Source organism: Sphingobacterium sp. HJSM2_6, assembly GCF_049316305.1.
Classification (GTDB): Bacteria; Bacteroidota; Bacteroidia; order Sphingobacteriales; family Sphingobacteriaceae; genus Sphingobacterium.
Window position 1 is genome coordinate 165,787 of sequence record NZ_JBMOXB010000001.1, and the last position, 23,131, is coordinate 188,917.

Genomic DNA, 23,131 nt, shown 5'->3' on the forward strand with positions numbered 1-23,131 from the left:
TTTTCTATAAAATACAGCCGCTCTATGGTATAATTTATAAATTGCCTATTCTAACAACGTAATATGAAAACATCAAAAGAGAAAATGATGGCTGAAATTCCTTTTCTCGATAGAGGCGGAGAATTATTTCAAGATCGACAACACGCAAAGAAAGTCTTGTTTGACTATAATCAACTTGATCCTACACGGATTAAAGCTAGAAATCAATTGTTAAAAGGATTGCTAGGGCACAGCAGTGGAAAGTTTTTTATCGAGCCTCCTTTTCGTTGTGATTATGGATATAATATCAAATTGGGTGATAATTTTTATGCAAATTATAACTTATGCATCTTAGATGGTGCAGCAGTCACGATAGGAAACGATGTGATGATAGGGCCCAATGTCAGTATTTTTACCGCCGGGCACCCCATAGATCCGACCTTAAGAAAAGAAGGATGGGAATTTTCATTGTCCATTGAAATAGGTAATCAGGTATGGATAGGAGGAAATACCGTTCTCAATCCAGGAGTAAGCATTGGAGAAAATTCAGTAATAGGATCCGGGTCTGTAGTGACGAAAGACATACCGGCAAATGTTGTTGCCGCAGGCAATCCATGTAAAGTGATTCGTTCCATTACAGAACAAGATCGTATCTACTATTACCAAGATCGCCTCTATCCTAGCGAGGATCAGATTTAAAAAACAAAATACCTGAGACGGGGAGTCTCAGGTATTTACCAAACCAATTATTAACCTAAATTATGAAATTATGAATTTATTATAAAAACGTTCGGATAAGAATAATATTATGTAAATGCGCATAAAATTTAAAATATTTTTAATTAGAAAAGGGAAAGTTCATGAAATACGAATCATAAAGCCTGCAATTCCCAGGACAATTTTTTAAGAAACATGCAATTTAACCTACTGAAAATTGTTTTATTTCCAATATCGAAAATAAGGCTAAGTTACTGAGCAATAATTAGTCCTATCAAGTAAAGTAAAAATTGCAATGCAGGTAAATTTAAATTAGCTGTAAAAATAAAATACCTGAAGCGGAGAACTCCAGGTATTTACCAAACCAATTATTAACCTAAATATTTCTATTTATCTAGATATTAACAGAACGAAGATAATATTAATTTATTATTATTCCTTGATTAAAAATTAAAATTTTCTTAAAAAAATATAAAAGTACCTTAAAATCATCAATTATTGCCTGAAATAACTTCAACCACTTTATCGCTAATTTTGGTGATATCTGATTTCAAACCTACCATCATCGTCAAGACATGCACCGGGTTTCCTTGTAACTTCTGAAATTTATGAATATAACCTACTTCAAAACCTAGAAAAAACCCTTTAAATTTATAATCAGAACCAACCCCTACTTTAATCGCTGGAGCGAAACTATATTTATACGATAAGTCGATTTGCTCAATGGCTTCATTTTGATCTGCACGTGGCTCTACAGTCAATGCCGCCGCCGGACCAATATAACTATAGGTATTTAATCGTTGCCATTGTTTTCGAAATCCCCCTGCTAAACTTAATAAATAAATTGATGCACGGCCATTCTTTAAGGTTCGATCATACTCTTGGTCTTTATCTAGCTGATCATAGCCAAAACTCATCATGTACAAAGTTGGCAGTAGGTAATATTTAGGATTTTTCAACGAAATATCCAAGCCCATACTTCCAGTAAATAGCTTGGTACTAAGCACATTTTTGGTCTTCCCTAAAGGTAATGCTAAGCCTGTACCTCCAAAATAATATACCTTACGAAAATGTAAAGTATCAGCACCTCTTTGCGCATAGCACAGCTGCATAGTGCTGATCAAAAGGATACAGTAGGCTAATAACTTCATAAAACATTGTTTTATTAGCAAACAATAAAAAACATTAAAATGTTTTACGAGTGAATCAAGATTTACAAATACGCTTTGGCTTGAGGCCCTTGATTAAATAGCAGATCGATGATACTTAGGTTGGGAATGAAGCCATTTTTCTCTTCAAAAACCTGATAATAAGGTACAGGATGACTAATTAATGAGGGTTTTTTAGGATGAATTATTTTTCTACGATCCAGCGATGCATCCGCTATTTCTTCAAATGAATCGGTAAAATGAATTTCTTTTTCCAATTTTAACATTTTCAACAATACTTGCAATTGTTTCAAATGGAAATCAAAAAGAAAAGTTTCCTTTTGTTCATAAAAGGGCCTAAAATCATCTTCGTAAAACTCAAAATAAGCTGATCTTCTATAGGCCGTTTGTATGCTCATCCAATGTAAACGCTGCCAAGGCTCATCGTAGTTGATGCGAACATCTTTCATTGGTACGCGATCCTTTTTGCCATGTATAATGGGAATAATAAGTTCCAGTATACCATTAGCAGTCGCAATTTGCGTTCTAGTCCGAAAAGTTTGCTTAGGAAAATGTTCATATTTTTCCAATGCAACGGCATCAGCATTTGAAAGTTGATTAAAGTAACTTAAGTTAGGAAGATAGCAAGTCGGTAAAATTAAATCTTGTGCCATATCTAAAATATTCGCATTAAATGTTCGCAAAAATAACTTTATTTAGGGATATTTGTCAAGAACTTGGAATAAGGATGAAGGAAAAACTTGTTTATGGATTATTGTTTACGGTTTCACTTCTCCCATTTTGGTGCCTTTACCTATTGTCAGATTTCTTATTTATCCTTCTCTATTATGTTATTGGTTACAGAAAACGAGTGGTATTCGAGAACTTGAAAAACGCGTTTCCAGAAAAAGATGAAGAGGAAATAAATTTGATAGCGAGGAAATTTTATCGTTATTTCCCGGATTTATTAGTGGAGGCAGTAAAAATGGCGAGTATCTCCAAAACCGAAGTAATTAAAAGATTTGAATTAATAAATCTAGAGGAAGTAAATAGACATTTTGATGCACAAAAATCAGTTATTGGCGTTTCAGCACATTATGGAAATTGGGAATTAGCTATTCATCGCTTATCCTTGATGACAGAACGTCCTAGTTTGGTGATTTATAAACCTTTAAATAATAAGATTTTCAACATCATACACAATCGAATAAGGACGAGGTTTGGAGCGACCATGGTCCCTATGAAACAAATACTAAGGCATATCCTAAAATTGAAAAATGTGCCTCATTTCAGTGTATTTGTTGCCGATCAAACTCCTACCTATCAAGATTCAGATTATTTTATGGAATTTTTGAATCAAGAGACTTTGGTGTATACCGGTACCGAACGAATAGCTCGATTAACAAAAAATCCAGTAGTTTTTTGTGAACTTAGACGAAAAGAAAAAAGAGGTTATTATACTTGTAAATTTACTACGTTAGTGGAAAACCCAGATGATTATGCCGAACATGAAATAACACATATTCACAACAAATTCACAGAAGAAATTATCCGTGAAGAACCAGCATATTGGTTATGGTCACATCGTCGTTGGAAACGTAAAAGGAGAACATAATGATGAATTATCCGAAGGTAGCTGTCGTAATACTGAATTGGAATGGGCGATTTTTCTTAGAGAAATTTTTGCCGTCGGTATTTAATAGCACCTATAAAAATATAGAATTCGTATTGGGAGATAATGGATCCACTGATGATTCAATAAGCTATGTGCAGGCCAATTTCCCGACGATAACGATTATTAGAAACCAAGAAAACTTAGGTTTTGCTGGAGGGTATAATGAAATCTTGAAACAAGTAGATGCGGCCTATTATGTGCTGTTGAATTCTGATGTAGAAGTGACAGAAGGTTGGGTAGAACCGGTAGTCGCGATGATGGAGAAAAATGATCAATTGGTTGCCTGTCAACCCAAAATCTTATCCTATCATTTAAAAGATAAATTTGAACATGCAGGTGCTGCAGGTGGGTTTATAGATTGCTATGGATTCCCATTTTGCAGGGGAAGGATCTTGGATCAAACCGAACAAGATCAAGGGCAATATAATGATGAATTAGAAGTGTTTTGGGCATCAGGGGCAGCCTTATTTATTAAATCAGCCGCCTGGAAAGAGGCTTCAGGATTTGATCCTGATTTTTTCGCGCATTTTGAAGAAATAGATCTATGTTGGCGCTTAAAAAGATTGGGCTATCAAATTGGATATTGTCCAGATTCTACCGTTTATCATGTTGGTGGTGGCACATTAAAAACGAGTAATCCTCAAAAAACCTATTTAAATTTTAGAAACAATTTGTTGATGTTGCAAAAAAATCTTTCTTTCTGGAAAGCACTTTGGGTAATTTCAATACGCTTGTGGATAGATTTATTTGCCCTTATTAAATTTTTGGTAGATGGTCAATTTAAGGATGCATGGGCTGTAAGTAGAGGTCATCAGTATTTTTTCAAAAACTTTTTTAAAACGGCAAAGAAAAGATCCAAACAAATTCACATAGAAAACAAAAAAGGCCAATATAGAAAATCAATCATTTGGGATTATTATGTGAATAAAATCCATAAATTCTCTTCAATTAATGAAAAATATTTTCATTAATATCCATTGCTCTGAATATTTAAAAATAAAGATCGTTTAAAAATAATTTGTAGCTTTCCAATTTTGGAGAATAAGTTTCATTTTATTGGTCTTAGGGTATAATATTTTGTATTTTCGTGAACTATGTCATTAGAAATTCAAGCGAAAATAGAGGCCTTAACAAAAGAACTAAACGAATATAATTATCAATATTATGTTTTAGCAGAATCGCTGATTTCAGATTTCGATTTTGATCAAAAACTTAAAGAACTCGAAGCACTTGAGACTCAATTTCCCGCATATCGGGATCCAAATTCACCGACCTTAAAAGTAGGAGGATCCATTTCCCAAGGTTTTCAAACTGTCAAACATCGATGGCCAATGATGTCCTTAGGAAACACCTATAATGAACAAGAACTCAAAGATTTTGACCATAGAGTCCAGAAAGCCATAGGTCAGCCTGTTCAATATGTTGTGGAATTAAAATTTGATGGCCTATCCATATCCATTCAATATTTAGATGGGAAATTGCAGCAGGCGGTCACTCGCGGAGATGGCATACAAGGCGATGATGTGACTAATAATGTAAAAACCATTAGAAGTATCCCACATCAATTGAAAAAAGGCAATTATCCGGATAATTTTGAAATTCGTGGAGAAATTTTCATGCATAAGCCGGCGTTTTTACGCTTAAATAACGAGCGTTTAGAAAATGCAGAACAAACCTATGCAAACCCTAGGAATTTTGCTTCTGGCACGATAAAACTACAAGACTCTTCTGAAGTAGCCAAAAGACCATTGGATTGCTTTTTGTACTTTTTATATGCTGAACAAAGGAATAAGCTTTTTGAAACGCATTGGCAAAGTATAGAAGCTGTAAAAAGTTGGGGATTCCCAGTTTGTGAACATAGTAAAGTTTGCCAATCAATAGACGAAGTCGTAGACTTTATTCACCATTGGGATACAGCTAGACACAAGCTATCCTATGAAATAGATGGAATTGTGATTAAAGTAAATGATTTTTCTCAACAAGAAGAATTAGGCTTTACCGCTAAATCTCCCCGATGGGCTATCTCCTATAAGTTTAAGGCAGAACAAGCAGAAACCCAATTAAAAAGTATAAGTTATCAAGTCGGCAGAACTGGTGCAGTTACTCCTGTCGCAAATTTAGCGCCCGTATTATTAGCAGGAACGACTGTAAAGAGGGCTTCCTTACATAATGCGAATGAAATAGCACGATTAGATTTACACGTTGGGGACTTTGTCTTTGTGGAAAAAGGAGGCGAGATTATTCCTAAAATTATTGCAGCGAATAATCTGAAGCGTTTAGCCAATGCCGCAGCCTTTGAATATCCAACGCAATGTCCTGAATGTGGGCATACCCTTGTAAGAGAAGAAGGTGAAGCGGCTCATTATTGTCCTAATGAAACAGGTTGTAAACCTCAAATTGTGGGTAAATTACAACATTTCATCGGTCGAAAAATGATGGACATCCAAGGTTTAGGAGATGAAACAATCGAAGCCCTTTATAAAAACAATTTAGTATCCAAAATTTCAGATTTGTATTATCTAAACGAACGCTTAGAAGCTTTAGGAAATTTGGAACGATTTGGACAGAAATCCATAGACAATATACTCAATGGAATTGAACAATCTAAGGAAAAGCCTTTTGAAAAGGTCTTATTTTCTTTAGGAATTCGGCATATTGGGGAGACTGTAGCAAAAAAATTAGCCCAGCATTTTAAAACAATAGACGCTATTAAATCTGCTTCTGCAGCGGATATTTTAGCGGTTCAAGATATAGGAATTCGAATTGCGGAAAGCGTGCATGCCTATTTACATGTTCCAGCGCATTGGGAAGAAATAGAAAAGTTAAAAAATGTAGGACTCCAATTTGAAATTGTAGAAAAGGAACAGGTCTTGGAAGGAGAGAATTTACTAGGGAAAACGTTTCTAATTTCTGGTGTATTTACAGCCTATTCACGAGAGGAATTAACACAATTAATTGAATCTCATGGTGGGAAGATGATAAGCAGTATATCATCAAAATTGAATTTCTTAGTCGCGGGTGATAAAATGGGACCTTCTAAACTTGCCAAAGCAGAAAAGTTGCAGGTACCTATCATATCTGAACAGGAATTATTAATGATGATTAATCCATAAAAAGCATATAAAAATAAACATGATGAATGAGCTTCAAGGAGCAGGTGTAGCATTAGTCACACCATTTAATACAGACAATACCATCGATTTCGATACATTAGGCAAATTAATTGATTATCAAATCGAAGGCGGAATAGATTATTTAGTATCCTTAGGTACTACAGGAGAAACGGCAACGCTTACTGCTGAAGAAAGAAAGCAAGTCTGGGCATTTACCTCGAAGCATGTCAATAAACGGATTCCATTGGTTGCAGGTGTAGGAGGAAATCACACGTTAGAAATTGTACAACAACTGCAGGAGTTTGAGGTATTGGATTATATAGCTATACTATCTGTATCCCCATATTATAATAAACCTACGCAAGAAGGAATATATCTACATTATAAGGCTATCGCCGAGGCTTCGAAGCTACCGATTATTTTATACAATGTTCCTGGCCGAACTGGGAGTAATATGAGTCCAGCTACGACTGTGCGCTTAGCAAAAGATTTTAAGAACATTGTCGCTACCAAAGAAGCATCAGGAAGTTTTGCTCAGTTTAGCGAGATTTTACGCGATAAACCCGAAGACTTTTTATTAATTTCTGGTGATGATCCGATTACGTTACCGATGATGGCTATGGGAGCCGCGGGTTTGATTTCGGTGGTGGGTAACGCCTACCCTACTAAGGTAGCCGCATTAACCCATTTATGTCAGGAAGGGAACTTTGTAGAAGCACGTAAGATCCATGAAGAATTACTGAAAATTATAGACTTATGTTTCGTTGAAGGAAATCCTGCTGGGGTTAAATTCATTTTGGAACAAAAAGGAATGGGGAAAGATGAAGTTCGATTGCCATTGGTCCCTGTGAGTGAAAAAACACAAAACGCAATTATTGCTGAAATGAAAAATTTATAATTTCCTATTTAACGTTAGGAATGAATCGTTTGAACAAAAAAAGTTCAAGCGATTTTTTTTATTTAGTTTAGCCTCAAACGTATAATATACCTTATCAGCTGTTCAAATAATTAGCTATAATGCTACAATAAAAATTGACAACTTATTTTAGGTATTCTTTTTGCTGTTTAAAGTAAAAAAAGATTATGAAATCTACAGACCAGGTACCATCTAAAGGGACATCCACATTTCGGAAATTTTTAAATTGGTTTATTCTTATTGCATTTCTTTCCGTATCAGGAATAGTTTATGCTAAATATTATTTTGTATTTGGCGATGGGGTGAAATCTGGTGTCTTAAATTTTGCGGTAAAAAAAGGTAATATTTTTAAGACCTATGAAGGGAAATTAATACAGGATGGGATTCGAACTCCGCAAGCTGGTACAGGATTGACCAGTAATGAGTTTGAATTTTCTATTGAAGACCAAGCAATTTACGATAGCCTGTCTAGAAACAGTGGGAAATATATCGAATTGCATTATAAAGAATATCATGGTGTTTTACCATGGCGAGGTAATACCCGATATATAGTCGATGAAATTATTGCCATTCGCGAAGCTAGTACCTCTAGATTTTAATAAAACGGCATATCCAATAAGATTTCACCTAGTGTAACTTAAGGGTATTTAGAGGCATTAAGCTCCACAAAAAAGAGATATTATTAATAAAAATCTTTGCATAATTGATTTTTGAAACCTATATTTGCAAAGTACTTCGATAGTGGTACACTAATCAACACCTTCTCATATCGATGGGTCTTGATTTATAAAGAAGTGGCGAGAGACTGGCTCTATGACCCACTGGCAACCTTCAATAAGGATTGAAAAGGTGCCAAATCCTGTCCGAAGCAATAAAGCCTAGGAGCATATAAATGAAATAGACTATGACATCAAAATCTTCAAAATCTAATTTATTGTGTGCAGTTGAATTTTCAGCTTGTATTTACAATACGTCAATTTTTCGTTTGCAAAGCTTTGCGAATCGAATGCGCTAGTCGTCTGTATTTCCTAATTGCAAAGATTCTAGGCTTTGTAATTATTGATATACTCCAACGACGACCGCCTATTAAAGCAAACTAGCAACTTACGAACAAAATTTTTAAACTAATAAACCACAATAGCAATGGCAAACAACCTAAAATTCGAAACTTTACAAATTCATGCAGGTCAAGTAGTAGATCCTACCACTGGATCTAGAGCATTACCTATATACCAAACATCATCATACGTATTTGAAAATGCGGAACATGGCGCGAACTTATTTGCTTTAAAACAATTTGGCAATATTTATACGCGTATCATGAATCCGACAACGGATGTATTTGAAAAACGCATTGCAGCACTAGAAGGCGGTGTAGCAGCATTAGCTGTATCATCGGGTCAAGCCGCACAATTTATTGCTTTAAACAACATTTTAGAAGCAGGCGATAATTTCGTATCTGGAGCAAATCTATACGGAGGAACATATAATCAATTTAAAGTGGCTTTCAAACGCTTAGGCATTGAAGCAAGATTTGCTGAAGATACCGATGCAGACAAAATTGAATCGTTGATTGACGACAAGACCAAAGCAATCTATTTGGAAACTATAGGAAATCCAAGTTATAATATTCCTGATTTTGAAAAAATTGCTGCTGTAGCTAAGAAATATGACCTTCCAGTTATCGTCGACAATACTTTTGGAGCAGGTGGCTTTTTATTCAAGCCATTAGAACATGGTGCACATGTGGTTGTGGAATCTGCAACAAAATGGATTGGTGGTCACGGTACAAGTATAGGAGGAGTTATTATTGATGGTGGTAACTACAATTGGGGAAATGGGAAATTCAAACAATTTTCTGAACCTTCGGAAGGTTATCACGGTTTAGTATTCTCTGAGGTATTTGGTGAGAATGGTCCTTTTGGAAATATCCAATTTGCCATTCGTGCACGAGTAGAAGGATTAAGAGATTTCGGCCCTGCCCTATCTCCTTTTAATTCCTTTTTATTAGTACAAGGCTTAGAAACATTATCCCTAAGGGTTCAAAGACATGTGGATAATGCCTTAGAAATAGCTCAATGGCTAGATGCACATCCTCAAGTAGAAAAAGTAAGCTACCCAGGATTGAAAAACCATCCGTATCATCAAAATGCTCAAAAATATTTGAAGAATGGATATGGCGCTGTATTATCTTTTACGGTAAAAGGTGGGGTGGAAAAAGCAAATGAATTTATTGATTCCTTAGAGTTAGTAAGTCATTTAGCAAATGTGGGTGATGCAAAATCCTTAATTATTCATCCAGCAGCTACTACTCACCAACAATTAAGTACTGAAGAACAACAAAAAGCAGGTGTGTTTCCTGGTCAATTAAGACTTTCTGTAGGAATTGAGCATATCGATGATATTAAAGCAGATCTACAGCAGGCTTTTGACAAAATCAAATAAGCAGGGGGAACTCTTGTTTGATTTTTGGGATGAAAGATAAAAGATAAAGAATGAGTTTAGCAATATTCGAGTACGATCAAGACTTTCAATTAGAGAGCGGAAAGAAACTTAAAAACCTTCAAATAGCTTACCATACCTTTGGTAAGCTAAATGAAGATAAATCAAATGTGATATGGGTCTGTCATGCGCTAACTGCCAATTCAGACGTATTTGATTGGTGGCCGGGGCTTTTTGGTCCCCATGAATTATTTAACGATCAAGAATATTTTATTATTTGTGCCAATGTTTTGGGATCTCATTATGGGACGACCAATCCATTGTCGATTGATCCTTCTACAAATGAGCCTTATTATTTAGATTTTCCTCAATTTACTATACGAGATATCGTACAGGCGCACCAACTATTAGCGGACAACCTGGAGATTTATGAAATAAATAGTCTTATCGGTGGTTCTCTTGGTGGGCAGCAAGTTTTGGAATGGGCAGCCTCAAAAACAATAAAAATACATAACCTAATCGCAATTGGAACAAATGCCTTTTTCTCCCCATGGGGAATTGCATTTAATGAGAGTCAGCGATTAGCGTTAACTGCTGATCCTAGTTTTTATGATCGTCAGGCTGAAGCAGGCGCTAGAGGACTAAAAGCCGCTAGAAGTATAGCCTTACTGTCGTATAGAACTTATAATGCGTATTGCGCTACACAGGTAGAATCTGACCCTGAAAAAACAGATCAATACAAAGCGTCATCCTACCAAGACTATCAAGGCGATAAATTGGTTAAAAGATTCAATGCCTTAAGTTATTGGTACCTAACCAAAGCGATGGATAGTCATCATTTAGGAAGAAACCGCGGTTCGGTAGAAGAAGTATTACATCAGCTTCAAGACATCAATACCTTAGTAATTGGTATTCCTTCCGATGTATTGTTTCCACCGCAAGAACAAGAATTTATCGCCAAAAATATTCCTAATGCGGAATATTATGAATTACATTCTTTTTTTGGCCATGATGGTTTTTTAATAGAAACTAAAATCTTAACACAGGTAATAGGAACATTCTTAGAGAAACATAAAAACAAAACAGCAAATCAATTAAATTTAATCCAGTAAAATGAGCAAAAAACTTACCATCGGTATGTTCGGTTTTGGAGTTGTAGGGCAAGGGTTGTATGATATTATTAAAACAAAGCACTTAAACTTAGAAATTAAAAAGTTTGTCATAAAAAATGCTGATAAAAAAAGAACTTTACCTGCAGAATTATTCACAACGGATCCCGATGTGATATTGAACGATCCAGAGATTAATACTGTTGTAGAATTAATTGATGATGCAGATGCAGCATTTGAAATTACCAAAAGAGCGTTGAGTTCTGGAAAGAATGTAGTTTCTGCGAATAAGAAAATGATCGCCACACATTTAGAGGAACTAACGGAAATTCAACAAGAGCACGGCACTTCCCTACTCTATGAAGGAGCGGTTTGTGGTAGTATCCCAATTATTCGTAATCTCGAAGAATATTATGATAACGAATTACTGCATTCCATAAGTGGTATTTTTAATGGATCTTCCAATTACATACTTTCGAAGATTTTTAATGAAAACCAGAGTTATACCGATGCATTAAAAAAAGCACAAGAGTTAGGCTTTGCAGAAACTGACCCCACGTTGGATGTTGGAGGATATGATCCAAAATATAAATTAGCAATAGTAGCTTCCCATGCGTATGGGGTTTATATTAATCCTGAATTGATTTTAAATTTAGGGATTGACACCTTGGGTAATGCTGATATCCGCTACGCTCGGGAGAAAAATTACAAAATCAAACTTATTCCTCTAGCTAAAGAGGTGGATCAAAATCATGTAGTATTATATGTTTTACCAAAATTCATTTCCAACAATAATATTTTATTCAATGTGGAAAATGAAAACAATGGTGTATTGGTGAAAGCAGCATTTGCAGATGAACAATTTTTCTATGGTAAAGGTGCTGGTGGTCATCCTACAGGCTCAGCGGTCCTATCGGATATTGCGGCCTTACGTTACGATTACAAATACGAATACAAGAAACACTTAGAAAGCAAAGAACTTTCATACAGCACTGATTATCAACTTAAAGTGTACTTTAGGTATGAAGATGAAGATTTGCTGGAAAACATAAATTTTGATAGTATTTCAGAAAGATTTTATAGTGAGGATCACAAATATGTGATTGGCCACATTAATCTCCAAGAGATTATCGAAAAAAGAGAATTAATACATCAACAAGGGAATTTTCTTGCAGAAATAGTATAAGTCAGAAATCTGACTACAAGCAAGCATGAATAGGTAAACTATTCATGCTTTTTTTATGGTTCAGCCAAGCTATTGCAATAAAACATTCCTTATCAAACAGGATAAAATAAATGTTTAAACAGCTATTTAAAGCCCTTGAAACACCTAATTATGAATTAAATTAAATGTTTTATCAATTGTATAGGAAATTTTACAATAAATACTGCTATTTGGAAATAAAATTTAATCGAAAAAAAAAACTGACATGATTTTTGATAGATAAATATTGTATATTTAAAAATAAACTTAAAATAATTTATAAAAGTCATGAGAAAAATGTGTGTGTTTGGAGCACTAAATTTGGTTTCTATTATTTTGTTAGCCCAAGATAGTTCCACAACTAATACGCACGAGAGTTCTTCAATAGGTTATTTAATCATTGGAGTTCTCGTCTTAATAGTTGTGATATTCATGTTATATAGTCGACAGAAAAGAAAATATAACGATTAATTATACGATAATTCATAAAAAAATTGGGTTGAATTTATATTTCAACCCAATTTTTTTATGGCTCCTATTTTATGGTTCGACTAGTCTCTTTTTAAGCCAAATTTTTCCATTTTACTATATAGATGACTACGTTGTATATCTAAATCATCAGCAGTTTTAGATACATTCCAATTATTTTTATCCAATTTATATTTTATGAATTCACATTCAGAATAATCTTTATAGTCTTGGAAAGAGCTAAATTGTTCCATATCTAGCCCTTTTGCCGGATTAGATTGCATGGATATACTTGCAGTAATTGGACCTCCTGGATTCGCAAACGTAAACACGTCTGCATCGGTAATTTTCTTATCGCAAAGTATAATTAAACGCTCAACCATATTCCTTAGTTCACGAATATTTCCAGTCCAAGGTAAGGATTGTAAGGCCTTCATACCTTCTGGCGTTATGGATTTGACAGGGATACTGTACTCTGCACAAATTTCTTCACAAAAGGAAGTTGCAATAGTCGGGATATCATCCTTTCTTTCCGTCAAAGAAGGAACATGAATTAAAATAACACTTAATCGGTGGTACAAGTCCATCCTAAAGTTACCGTTTTCAATTTCTTTCAGTAAATCTTTATTTGTTGCTGCTATAACGCGCACATGAACATCAATTTCCTTTTCGCCACCTACACGAGTAATTTTATTTTCTTGTAAGGCACGTAATACTTTAGCCTGAGCGGATAAGCTCATATCCCCTATTTCATCTAAAAATAAGGTGCCATTATTGGCTTGTTCAAATTTTCCAATACGCTGTTTTACGGCAGAAGTAAAGGATCCTTTTTCATGACCAAATAATTCAGATTCAATTAATTCAGAGGGAATAGCGGCACAGTTTACCTCCACTAATGGGGAGCTCGATCGAGCAGATTTTTCGTGAAGCCAACGAGCCACCAATTCTTTACCCGAGCCATTTTCTCCAGTAATAAGGACTCTAGCTTCTGTAGGAGCAACTTTATCGATCGTATCTTTAATTAAATTAATGCCCGCCGAAGAGCCTAAAATTTCTTTAGTTTTGGAGATTTTTCTTTTTAAAACTTTTGTCTCTTTAACTAAAGAACCTTTTTCTAATGCATTTCGTACAGTGATCAATAAACGATTTAAGTCAAGCGGTTTTTCTAAGAAATCAAACGCGCCTTTACGCGCTGCTTCAACAGCCGTTTCGATAGTTCCATGACCTGAGATCATGATGAATGGGATATCACAAAATTCTTTGGCAGCCGTTAAGACTTCCATACCATCCATCTTGTTCATTTTTATATCACAAAGAACTAGATCAATTTTTTCTTTTTGAAGAATTTTGAGGCCATCTTCACCATTATCTACATCAAATACTTTATAATCTTCATATTCTAAGATATCCCGTAGAGAACTACGTATAGGACGTTCATCATCAATGATTAAAACTGTGGTCATATATTTTTAGTATCCTTTATTACTCAGGTAAAAATTTAAATTTAGAAAAAGAAGCAAACCTTGTAAGCCGGGTTCTGTATCCTTTTAGGGATTTCTATCATTTATCTAGGTTTATGTTCACACATAAACTCCATCAACCTACCCATTACGACTACTAAAAAGTAGAAAACGAGCCGCTTTCTAATATCGTAACCTATTTGGTCTTTCAACACACGAGGTTTACCGTAAATTATGTCGCCATAACCTACCGTGAGCTCTTACCTCACATTTTCACCCTTACCATGAATGGCGGTATATTTTCTGTGGCACTTTCTGTCTACCTAAAAGGTATCCTTCCCGTTAGGAAGCGTGTTGCTCTATGTTGCCCGGACTTTCCTCTCCTAAATAAATTTAGCAGCGATAGAACCAGTTTGCTTCAATATTTACAAAACTACAAAATTTTATGTTGTAATTTTTTTAACAATAATTTTATGTAGCTGTTTCTAAACGAATTATAATATTAATTAAATTATTTTTACTTTTGCTGTAGCGTTTACGTAAAAAGAAACGTATTTAACCAAAAACACAGGTCGACAAAGTGTTATTATTATTTAATTACTAAAATTTTTAACTTAAAAACATGAAAATTAGTTCGTTTTTTAAAATTGCTTTAGCCTTAGGAGTTATCACATTTTCATCATCTTGCGAAAAGGAAAAAAAAGTGAAGCCTATACCTACTAAACCAAAGTCAATTAAAGTTAGTTACAAACTGTCAGCTACTGATAAGGATGCGAAATTAACTGCACTTACCATTACTAAATCAAAAGGAGGCGATTCTACGTTAATTGCCGCTAACTTGGTATTACCAAAAAATGCAGATGTAATTATGGAGGAACAAAAGAAGGGTAATATTGTCGGCTTAAAAGCAACTTTTGACAAAATAGGTAAATACTCTATTGAAATTCAAGTTGATGGTAAGAAAGTACAAGGTAAAGATCTTGACATCAAAGATGTTAAAGATTTAACTCAAGAGCTTAAACATACGTTTTAACCTTATTTTCTCAACTAATATATGATTCGTTAAGAAAACTACTACCTCATTGCACGTTTTGATAGCTGCTGTTCACTAACAGCGGCTTTCAATTTGTTTTTAACGTTCTTAGAGATCTCTATTTCAAGTGCAGCATAAAGTTGATCTCCATGCTTTATTACTGCATATTTAAACTCATAAAAGGGATAGACCTATAATCTCTTCATTTGCTTGGTAAACTCGATTGTATAAAATAAACCTGCAAAACAAATCATTAACAGTTTATTGACAAAAACATAATTACTTCCCTAATATAAATCCTATTACTTTTACAAAATATTTAAAAAAGCTATTTTAATTTTTTATTCTAAAAATAAAACGAAAACACTCAAAAGAGAACAAACACAGAAAACACCACCATTCATTAACCCTTACGGAAAAGAGTTAATCTGAACACAAAACTATCCTTAATGAAACGAGGAAATGTTCACATTGACAGCTATTGAAATATTTTTTTAACAAAATGTAAGTAACAATTTAATGAAACTTACGTTTTAATATCAGGTAAATACCATACTAAACAAAAATGATTAACAATTCGCAAACCATACTAGCTCAAAAAGAGGCTTTACAATCTTTAAATAAAAAATACAGTTCCTATTTATTAAGTGAAGGGAAATGGTTAATCGGGGGATTTGAATCCCTTATTCATGTAGAAAAGAACATTCGTTTGGATGAAAGTAATGTCACTTTAAAAAAAGAAATTTTTATGATGCTTCCCGTGGAAATAAGAGAAGAAATCTCAAAGATCATCCCAATAGATTAACTTATTTAGGGATTCTACATGAAAATAAAAGCACGATTAACTAAAGTATTTTGCCATTCAGTCCAAATAAAAGATTATCCTTTGAACCAATGAAAGGTTTTATTACAATTCAGATCAGATTCTAAGAATCCCTAATCTTTATTTCATAAAAAAAGCATCGAGATTCGATGCTTTTTTTATTATTTGATGCAATAGGTCTTATTGGTAACCTAACAATTTCATGACTTGTTTAGAATTTTGTTCTTCTCCAAAAACCTCATAGTTGAACGTTTCATCTCGATTTCTACGGATCAATACATGTTTAGGAGATGGTAATAAACAATGGTGAATACCACCATAACCACTCAACACTTCTTGATAGGCACCCGTGTGAAAGAACCCTAAGTATTGTACTTTTCTAGTTTTAGGCATGAACACTGAATTCATATGCGCTTCTTGATTATAATAATCTTGCCCATCACAAGTTATACCTCCTAAATTCACGCGCTCATATTCTGAATCCCAATTGTTGATTGGTAAAAGAATATATTTCTGATTTAATGCCCAAACATCTGGTAAATTGGTAATAAATGAACCGTCTAACATCAACCATTTCTCCCGATCATTTTGTTGTTTTCTACCCAATACTTTATAAAGTATTCCTGAAGCTTCAGCAACTGTATATTTACCAAATTCAGTAATAATATCTGGTTCAAGAACTTCATGATGCGCACAAATCTGTTTGATACGATTGACAATTTCATTGACCATGTACTCATAATCGAAATCATGAACTAACGAATCTTTGAATGGCATACCTCCGCCTATATCAAGGGTATCTAAATCTGGATTTATTTTTTTGAACTTGCAGTAAAGTGTAACATATTTTTCCAATTCATTCCAATAATAAGGGGTATCGGAAATACCTGAATTGATAAAAAAGTGTAGAAGTTTAACTTTGAAATTAGGATTATCGACAATTTTATTATTATAAAAATCAATAACATCCTCTAAACGAATTCCTAAACGAGAAGTATAAAATTGAGAATCTGGTTGCTCTTCCGCTGCAATACGAATTCCTAAATTGCAAGGCTCAGCTAACTCCACTTCATCGTCATACATATTGAACTCCTCTTTATTATCCAATACTGGAATAATATTGTGGTAGCCATCATGCAACATGTCAACAATATATTGTTTATACTGGAAGGTTTTGAAACCATTACAAATGACGGTGATATCCTTATTGACTTTCCCTTGTCTCTCGAGCGCATCAATCATAGGCATATCAAACGCCGATGAGGTTTCTAAGTGAATATCATTCTTTAAAGCTTCCTCCACAATATGTTTAAAATGCGAAGATTTGGTACAATAACAGTATTTGTATGACCCACGGTAATTGTATTTCAACATTGCAGTTTGAAATAAAATTTTGGCCTGTTGGATCTTTTTACTGATAATGGGAAGATACGTAAAACGTAGTGGCGTACCATACGTTTCGATCATTTCCATCAAGTTTAAATCGTGGAAGTACAATTCGTCATCGATAATATCAAATCCGTCTTGGGGAAATCCAACACTTAAGTCAAGAAATTCCTGATAGCTCTGCATTTTTTCTTATTTTTGGCAAAGATATGCTTTCATAATGAATACATAAATAATATATGTGTTATTTTTTATTCTCATTATCAGAAAGTTAAAAATATTACGAAATATTTACATGGCAAAATCTATCCAATCACTGCTTATTGAGAAGACAGTGGAAGCAGTAAAAGCTTTATATAGTTCAGAAATTCCCGAATCACAACTCTCCCTTCAAGAGACTAGGAAAGAATTTGAAGGTCAAATTACATTGGTTGTTTTTCCGATCACACGATTTTCTAAAAAATCACCTGAAGTAACCGCAACAGAATTGGGGAGCTATTTACAGGAACAAATTCCTTCCATCCAATCGTTTAATGTAATAAAAGGATTTCTAAATCTCAGTTTATCGGATGACTATTGGATTGATCTATTGAATCAAACGATTTTACCTGATACATTTGGTCAATTTCCTGCCAACGGTAAAACCTTAATGGTCGAATACTCTTCACCGAACACCAATAAACCTTTGCACTTAGGCCATATACGCAACAATCTCTTAGGGTATTCTGTTGCAGAAATATTAAAAGCCTATGGTTATGATGTTGTTAAAGCGAATTTAGTCAATGACCGTGGTATTCATATTTGTAAGTCTATGCTGGCATGGCAGAAATATGGCGAAGGAGAAACACCTAGTTCATCCGGTTTAAAAGGAGACCACTTAGTTGGAAAATACTACGTCATATTTGACAAGGAATATAAAAAACAAATTGAGGAATTAAAAGAATCAGGGCAATCCGAAGAAGAGGCTAAGAAAAATGCTTCTTTAATAAAAGAAGCGCAAGAAATGCTTCAGAAATGGGAGTCAAATGATCAAGAAGTCATTACGCTTTGGAAAATGATGAATAGTTGGGTATATGATGGTTTTGAAAAAACCTACAAACAACTAGGCGTAGATTTCGACAAATTCTACTATGAATCCAACACCTACTTATTAGGAAAAGATATCATTCAAGAAGGATTGCAGAAAAATGTGTTCTTCAAAAAAGCAGATAATTCTGTATGGATCGACCTTACAGACGAAGGATTGGATGAAAAATTAGTTTTAAGAGGTGATGGAACTTCCGTTTACATCACGCAAGATTTAGGTACAGCACAACTGAAGTATGATGAATTTCATGCGAATGAATTCATTTATGTGGTCGGAAATGAGCAAGATTATCACTTTAAAGTTTTATTCGCTATCCTAAAAAAACTAGGTAAAGAGTGGGCATATGGCTCAACCCATTTATCCTATGGCATGGTGGATTTACCATCGGGAAAAATGAAATCTCGTGAAGGTACGGTAGTAGATGCGGATGATTTAATGGCCGAAATGGTTGATACTGCTCGGGCTAGAACAGAGGAACTAGGAAAAACAGAAGGTTTTACGGAGGATGAAAAATCAATACTTTACAACACCATTGGAATGGGTGCCTTAAAGTATTTCCTATTGAAAGTAGATCCGAAAAAACGGTTGTTATTTGATCCAAATGAATCTGTCGATTTCCAAGGCCATACAGGACCATTTATACAATATACCCACGCAAGGATTAAGTCAGTTCTTCGTAAAGCAAAATACGACGGAACCTCCATCAAAGTTCCAAGCAGCATATCTTCTTTTGAGCGCGATTTAGTTCAATGTTTATCGAACTATCCTGCCATTCTTGAAGCATCAGCAATGGAATTTAGTCCTGCGCAATTAGCGAATTACATATACGATGTCGCTAAATTGTATAATAAATTCTATCATGAAGAAACTATCTTAAAAGCCGAAGACGAAGATGTAAAAGGCTTCAGATTGCAATTATCAGCTTCAGCCTCTAAAATCATAGCTGAATCCATGCGTCTATTAGGTATACAAGTTCCAGAGCAAATGTAATATGAAGAAATTTAAAGTTGGACTTATTGGCTTTTCAATAGGTGGTCATGTATTTCATGCCCCCTTTATTCATGAAAACCCTAATTTATTGCTCTATAAAGTTAGCGCAAGGAAACCTGAGCAACAAAAAATGCTTGCTGAGCGATATCCGGAAGCTATCGCAGTTTTATCGGCAGAAGAGATTATTCAAGACCCTGAAGTTGATCTAGTTGTCATCGCTACTTCAAATGATGTGCATTATTCATTTGCTAAATCTGCTTTGGAAGCGGGAAAACATGTGGTTGTAGAAAAACCATTCACAAATTATTCATGGGAAGCCGATGAATTAATTGCACTTGCAAAATCAAAAGGCTTGTTATTATCGGTCCATCATAATGCGCGTTTTCATGCAGACTTTAAAACTGTAAAATCAGTAATCGCCTCAGGAAGATTAGGACGTGTCGTTAACTATGAAGCGAGATACGATCGTTTTCGTAATTTCCTTCGCCCAGGCGCTTGGCGTGAAGAAAGCTTACCCGGATCAGGTATTCATTATGATTTAGGTGCACATTTAATTGATCAGGCCTTACAAACTTTCGGACTTCCAATTTCTGTATTTGCCGATTTAAGAGTTCAACGTGATGAAGCGAAGGCCATAGACGATTTTGAATTCATCCTATCCTACCCTGGATTAAAGGTTTCACTAAAGGGACAAATGCTAGCTAAAATACCTACAGCAAGATATGCTGTTTACGGTACAAATGGTAGTTTTGTGAAATGGGGGGTAGATCCACAGGAAGAATTGCTTCGTGATGGGGTTAAACCTTCCGAATATAAAAACTGGGGCTGTGAAAATGAGGAATTTTATGGTCAATTAGCCATCCTTGAAAACGGACAAGATGTAAATGAGCGTGTTGTTAGCGAAATTGGCTCTGGTCAAGACTTCTACAAGAATATAGTAGGGGCATTACTTGCGGAAGAAGATTTATTTGTAAAACCTGAACAAGCAAGAGATGTTATCCGCATTCTAGAATTGGCGGAATTATCGAGTAAAGAACAACGTACGGTATCATTAGCAGGTGAGTTAATATCTTAATGAAGCAGTTTGATGCTATAATTATAGGTGCAGGAGCCTGCGGATTAATGTGTGCGGCGCAAGCGGGCTTACGGGGTAAAAAGACGTTAGTAGTAGAACGCAATGATAAACCAGGAGCTAAAATATTAATTTCTGGAGGTGGGCGATGCAACTATACGAATCTTCATACGACTAAGGACAACTTTGTTTCTGAAAACCCTCATTTTCTGAATTCCATATTTTCCCAGTGGTCAGTAGATGATACCATAAACTTTTTTGAAAACTACGGGGGTATATCTGGTGAAGAAAAAACACTTGGCCAACTGTTTCCAACAACAAATAAAGCAAAAGACATCGTATCCACTTTTACGAAACTTTTATTTGATACCCAACAAGATATATGGCTGAATTCGGAAGTTAAAGATCTCCTTCCAGTGGAGGGTGGCTATGAATTAGTGATTCATAGAGATAATAACGTATTCAGGGTATTTTGTAAAAAAGTAGTGTTGGCTTCAGGAGGATTACCTGTAGCGAAATTGGGAGCATCAGATTTTGCGCTGAAAACAGGTCGTAAATTTGGTTTAAATATTATTCCCACCGCACCTGCTTTAGTTCCCCTTACGATTACTGGAAAAGAGGCCGATTGGTATGCCTCATTAGCTGGAAATTCTGTATTTGCTCGAGTATATAACGATAAAATACAATTTGAAGAAAATATATTATTTACCCATTGGGGCTTAAGCGGTCCAGCCATATTACAGATTTCTTCTTATTGGCGGCCTTCCGAAACATTTACTATTGATTTATTACCAACCCAATCATTAGATAAATTAATCCAACAAGAACGAAATAATGGTGGAAAACGAACGATCGCTCAATTACTCCATGATTATTTTAGTAAAAAACTCGTGGAATCTTTTGGAAAATACCTACCCCTCGACATCAAAATAGCTTCACTAAGCAAATCAGATGCAAAAACCATCATATCGACTATTCATCAGTTTAAAGTTAAACCAGCAGGAGATAAAGGCTATGACAAAGCCGAAGTTATGCGAGGTGGTATTGACACCAATGAATTAAACGCTAAAACCTTGGAAATTAAGAAAAGTCCTGGACTTTATGTTGGAGGGGAAGCAGTGGATATTACAGGTTGGCTTGGGGGCTATAATTTCCAATGGGCTTGGGCCTCAGGCTATGTTATTGCTCAAGATTTATAAAAACCGAATCCATTCTTCCATTTGGTAAAGGCCATAAGCAATTTTTACTTTCCGCTTACGGTCTTTCTTAATTTATTCCTGTTATTTGCAGCTACAATCATGAAAAGAATTCTCAAAACATTTATGTATATCCTCTTAGCTATCGTTATTTTAATTATTGGCTTCCTATACTTTTTAGGTAAAAGCGATCAAGTAGGCAAAATTGCTACTGGTGAACGTTTAAAACGGATGGAAGGCAATAAAACTTTTAAAGCCTCTGTGTATGAGAATTTAGAAAATACCCCTTCCATAAAAGAAGGAGTATCTCAAATAGAAGTATTAAAAACATTTTTCTTTGGTAAGGAACCGAATAACGTTCCAAAAATCCCGCTCCCTGTTATCCAGACGGATTTAAAAAACTTAAACCCCCAGGAGGACTTAATAGTTTGGTTTGGCCATTCTTCCTATTACTTACAAATTGATGGCAAACGAATATTGGTAGATCCTATATTTAGTAAATATGCCTCTCCTGTTCCGATAGGAATCAAAGCATTTCCTATGACTTATGAATATAAGGCTGAGGACTTACCTCCTATCGATATATTAATCATCACACATGACCATTGGGATCACCTGGATTACCCGACCTTTCAAAAAATAAAAAACACCACTAAAACAGTAGTTACCAGCTTAGGTGTGGGTGCCCATCTGGAAAAATGGGGATATCCAACAAGTCAAATTCATGAATTATACTGGGGGGAAGATGTGCATATTGAAGCTTTAAAAGTTAGGGCTGCTCCTGCTCGTCATTTCTCAGGACGTTGGTTTAAAAGAAACACCAGTTTATGGTCTTCCTTCATTTTAACCTCTACAAACTACAATCTATTTTTAGGTGGTGATTCCGGCTATGGCCAACATTTTAAAGAAATTGGGAATCAATATGGACCATTTGATTTAGCTATATTGGAAAACGGTCAATACAATGAATTATGGAAATACATCCATTTAATGCCCGAAGAGGCAATTCAAGCGGCAGAAGATTTGAAAGCATCACAACTTTTACCGGTACACAATTCTAAATTTCCTTTAGCAAATCATAATTGGGATGAACCCCTGATACGAATTAGCAAGGAAGCTAAAGATCGAAATAAACCCATTTGGACACCTCAAATTGGTCAAATTATTTATCTAAATAAGCCCAACCAATTTAAAGAATGGTGGCAAGACCTTAAATAAATTACTTATTCTACCCTGCTCCAAAGGAGGGAACAGGCTATACTGTCTAACAGGAATTAACACTAAAAATAAATCGATAATTCCTGTTAAATTTA

The 23,131-nt window shown here is 34.9% G+C and carries 19 protein-coding genes, 1 other RNA gene and 1 riboswitch; of the genes, 15 read left to right on the forward strand and 5 right to left on the reverse strand.

The genetic code is table 11. The features are described from left to right. Positions 1-63 precede the first annotated feature (63 nt). Entirely contained in the window at positions 64-678 is a 615-nt protein-coding gene (locus tag ACFRAE_RS00710; protein ID WP_422795191.1) for a sugar O-acetyltransferase, read from the forward strand. A gap of 509 nt (positions 679-1,187) precedes the next feature. Here ACFRAE_RS00710 and ACFRAE_RS00715 read toward each other — a convergent pair. Both ACFRAE_RS00715 and ACFRAE_RS00720 read right to left on the reverse strand, forming a co-directional pair. Beyond that, positions 1,188-1,847 carry a hypothetical protein gene (locus tag ACFRAE_RS00715; protein WP_422795192.1) on the reverse strand — a complete coding sequence of 220 codons (660 nt, stop codon included), beginning with the start codon at positions 1,845-1,847 and terminating at the stop codon, positions 1,188-1,190. Between the two features lie 62 nt (positions 1,848-1,909). Next, on the reverse strand, positions 1,910-2,518 hold the full coding sequence (locus ACFRAE_RS00720; protein WP_422795193.1) for a WbqC family protein: 609 nt from the start codon (positions 2,516-2,518) through the stop codon (positions 1,910-1,912). 74 nt (positions 2,519-2,592) lie between these two features. On the opposite strand from ACFRAE_RS00720, the gene ACFRAE_RS00725 reads away from it, so the two are divergent. The 8 genes from ACFRAE_RS00725 to ACFRAE_RS00760 all read left to right on the forward strand — a co-directional run bounded on the left by ACFRAE_RS00725 (position 2,593) and on the right by ACFRAE_RS00760 (position 12,285). After that, positions 2,593-3,459, forward strand: coding sequence for a lysophospholipid acyltransferase family protein (locus ACFRAE_RS00725; protein ID WP_422795194.1), 867 nt, complete (start codon positions 2,593-2,595; stop codon positions 3,457-3,459). Continuing rightward, positions 3,459-4,490: a glycosyltransferase family 2 protein gene (locus tag ACFRAE_RS00730; protein WP_422795195.1), complete on the forward strand. Its 1,032-nt coding sequence runs from the start codon at positions 3,459-3,461 to the stop codon at positions 4,488-4,490. Before ACFRAE_RS00725 ends, ACFRAE_RS00730 begins: the two co-directional genes overlap by 1 nt. A 123-nt stretch (positions 4,491-4,613) precedes the next feature. Further along, positions 4,614-6,632 carry an NAD-dependent DNA ligase LigA gene (ligA, locus tag ACFRAE_RS00735; protein ID WP_422795196.1) on the forward strand — a complete coding sequence of 673 codons (2,019 nt, stop codon included), beginning with the start codon at positions 4,614-4,616 and terminating at the stop codon, positions 6,630-6,632. Positions 6,633-6,654: 22 nt separating this feature from the next. Then, positions 6,655-7,530: a 4-hydroxy-tetrahydrodipicolinate synthase gene (gene dapA, locus ACFRAE_RS00740; RefSeq protein WP_422795548.1), complete on the forward strand. Its 876-nt coding sequence runs from the start codon at positions 6,655-6,657 to the stop codon at positions 7,528-7,530. Positions 7,531-7,715: 185 nt separating this feature from the next. Then, complete coding sequence (locus ACFRAE_RS00745) at positions 7,716-8,147, forward strand: hypothetical protein (protein WP_422795197.1); 432 nt, start codon at positions 7,716-7,718, stop codon at positions 8,145-8,147. A gap of 182 nt (positions 8,148-8,329) precedes the next feature. Beyond that, a riboswitch (SAM riboswitch) is annotated at positions 8,330-8,443 on the forward strand. Between the two features lie 248 nt (positions 8,444-8,691). After that, entirely contained in the window at positions 8,692-9,993 is a 1,302-nt protein-coding gene (locus tag ACFRAE_RS00750; RefSeq protein ID WP_422795198.1) for an O-acetylhomoserine aminocarboxypropyltransferase/cysteine synthase family protein, read from the forward strand. A gap of 50 nt (positions 9,994-10,043) precedes the next feature. Further along, positions 10,044-11,102, forward strand: a complete 1,059-nt coding sequence (locus ACFRAE_RS00755) for a homoserine O-acetyltransferase family protein (RefSeq protein WP_422795199.1) — start codon at positions 10,044-10,046, stop codon at positions 11,100-11,102. A gap of 1 nt (position 11,103) precedes the next feature. Continuing rightward, on the forward strand, positions 11,104-12,285 hold the full coding sequence (locus ACFRAE_RS00760) for a homoserine dehydrogenase (RefSeq protein WP_422795200.1): 1,182 nt from the start codon (positions 11,104-11,106) through the stop codon (positions 12,283-12,285). A gap of 569 nt (positions 12,286-12,854) precedes the next feature. On the opposite strand, the gene ACFRAE_RS00765 is transcribed toward ACFRAE_RS00760, so the two are convergent. Both ACFRAE_RS00765 and rnpB read right to left on the reverse strand, forming a co-directional pair. Then, positions 12,855-14,234: a sigma-54-dependent transcriptional regulator gene (locus tag ACFRAE_RS00765; protein ID WP_422795201.1), complete on the reverse strand. Its 1,380-nt coding sequence runs from the start codon at positions 14,232-14,234 to the stop codon at positions 12,855-12,857. A gap of 47 nt (positions 14,235-14,281) precedes the next feature. Further along, positions 14,282-14,650, reverse strand: an RNA gene (rnpB, locus tag ACFRAE_RS00770) — RNase P RNA component class A. A 203-nt stretch (positions 14,651-14,853) separates the two neighbouring features. Here rnpB and ACFRAE_RS00775 point away from each other — a divergent pair. Continuing rightward, entirely contained in the window at positions 14,854-15,264 is a 411-nt protein-coding gene (locus ACFRAE_RS00775) for a hypothetical protein (RefSeq protein ID WP_422795202.1), read from the forward strand. Between the two features lie 565 nt (positions 15,265-15,829). Further along, positions 15,830-16,069 carry a hypothetical protein gene (locus tag ACFRAE_RS00780; protein ID WP_422795203.1) on the forward strand — a complete coding sequence of 80 codons (240 nt, stop codon included), beginning with the start codon at positions 15,830-15,832 and terminating at the stop codon, positions 16,067-16,069. A 198-nt stretch (positions 16,070-16,267) separates the two neighbouring features. Here ACFRAE_RS00780 and ACFRAE_RS00785 read toward each other — a convergent pair whose 3' ends face one another. Further along, a complete protein-coding gene (locus ACFRAE_RS00785) occupies positions 16,268-17,659 on the reverse strand; it encodes an arginine decarboxylase (RefSeq protein WP_422795204.1) in 1,392 nt (463 codons plus the stop codon). A 109-nt stretch (positions 17,660-17,768) separates the two neighbouring features. Between ACFRAE_RS00785 and argS the strand changes: the two genes are divergently transcribed. The 4 genes from argS to ACFRAE_RS00805 all read left to right on the forward strand — a co-directional run bounded on the left by argS (position 17,769) and on the right by ACFRAE_RS00805 (position 23,036). Further along, entirely contained in the window at positions 17,769-19,550 is a 1,782-nt protein-coding gene (argS, locus tag ACFRAE_RS00790; protein ID WP_422795205.1) for an arginine--tRNA ligase, read from the forward strand. Position 19,551: 1 nt separating this feature from the next. Next, the gene (locus tag ACFRAE_RS00795; protein WP_422795206.1) at positions 19,552-20,625 is read left to right on the forward strand and encodes a Gfo/Idh/MocA family protein; all 1,074 of its coding nucleotides are present in this window, start codon (positions 19,552-19,554) and stop codon (positions 20,623-20,625) included. Continuing rightward, positions 20,625-21,821, forward strand: coding sequence for an NAD(P)/FAD-dependent oxidoreductase (locus ACFRAE_RS00800; protein WP_422795207.1), 1,197 nt, complete (start codon positions 20,625-20,627; stop codon positions 21,819-21,821). Before ACFRAE_RS00795 ends, ACFRAE_RS00800 begins: the two co-directional genes overlap by 1 nt. Positions 21,822-21,920: 99 nt before the next feature. Further along, the gene (locus ACFRAE_RS00805) at positions 21,921-23,036 is read left to right on the forward strand and encodes an MBL fold metallo-hydrolase (RefSeq protein ID WP_422795208.1); all 1,116 of its coding nucleotides are present in this window, start codon (positions 21,921-21,923) and stop codon (positions 23,034-23,036) included. Positions 23,037-23,131: the final 95 nt, after the last annotated feature.

Coding starts and splice junctions, on each gene's coding strand:
- ACFRAE_RS00710 (WP_422795191.1), top strand. CDS start 64: ATGAAAACATCAAAAGAGAAAATGATGGCTGAAATTCCTTTTCTCGAT.
- ACFRAE_RS00760 (WP_422795200.1), top strand. CDS start 11,104: ATGAGCAAAAAACTTACCATCGGTATGTTCGGTTTTGGAGTTGTAGGG.
- ACFRAE_RS00755 (WP_422795199.1), top strand. CDS start 10,044: ATGAGTTTAGCAATATTCGAGTACGATCAAGACTTTCAATTAGAGAGC.
- ACFRAE_RS00765 (WP_422795201.1), bottom strand. CDS start 14,234: ATGACCACAGTTTTAATCATTGATGATGAACGTCCTATACGTAGTTCT.
- ACFRAE_RS00745 (WP_422795197.1), top strand. CDS start 7,716: ATGAAATCTACAGACCAGGTACCATCTAAAGGGACATCCACATTTCGG.
- dapA (WP_422795548.1), top strand. CDS start 6,655: ATGAATGAGCTTCAAGGAGCAGGTGTAGCATTAGTCACACCATTTAAT.
- ACFRAE_RS00780 (WP_422795203.1), top strand. CDS start 15,830: ATGATTAACAATTCGCAAACCATACTAGCTCAAAAAGAGGCTTTACAA.
- ACFRAE_RS00800 (WP_422795207.1), top strand. CDS start 20,625: ATGAAGCAGTTTGATGCTATAATTATAGGTGCAGGAGCCTGCGGATTA.
- ligA (WP_422795196.1), top strand. CDS start 4,614: ATGTCATTAGAAATTCAAGCGAAAATAGAGGCCTTAACAAAAGAACTA.
- ACFRAE_RS00715 (WP_422795192.1), bottom strand. CDS start 1,847: ATGAAGTTATTAGCCTACTGTATCCTTTTGATCAGCACTATGCAGCTG.
- ACFRAE_RS00720 (WP_422795193.1), bottom strand. CDS start 2,518: ATGGCACAAGATTTAATTTTACCGACTTGCTATCTTCCTAACTTAAGT.
- ACFRAE_RS00750 (WP_422795198.1), top strand. CDS start 8,692: ATGGCAAACAACCTAAAATTCGAAACTTTACAAATTCATGCAGGTCAA.
- ACFRAE_RS00805 (WP_422795208.1), top strand. CDS start 21,921: ATGAAAAGAATTCTCAAAACATTTATGTATATCCTCTTAGCTATCGTT.
- ACFRAE_RS00795 (WP_422795206.1), top strand. CDS start 19,552: ATGAAGAAATTTAAAGTTGGACTTATTGGCTTTTCAATAGGTGGTCAT.
- ACFRAE_RS00775 (WP_422795202.1), top strand. CDS start 14,854: ATGAAAATTAGTTCGTTTTTTAAAATTGCTTTAGCCTTAGGAGTTATC.
- argS (WP_422795205.1), top strand. CDS start 17,769: ATGGCAAAATCTATCCAATCACTGCTTATTGAGAAGACAGTGGAAGCA.
- ACFRAE_RS00730 (WP_422795195.1), top strand. CDS start 3,459: ATGATGAATTATCCGAAGGTAGCTGTCGTAATACTGAATTGGAATGGG.
- ACFRAE_RS00785 (WP_422795204.1), bottom strand. CDS start 17,659: ATGCAGAGCTATCAGGAATTTCTTGACTTAAGTGTTGGATTTCCCCAA.
- ACFRAE_RS00725 (WP_422795194.1), top strand. CDS start 2,593: ATGAAGGAAAAACTTGTTTATGGATTATTGTTTACGGTTTCACTTCTC.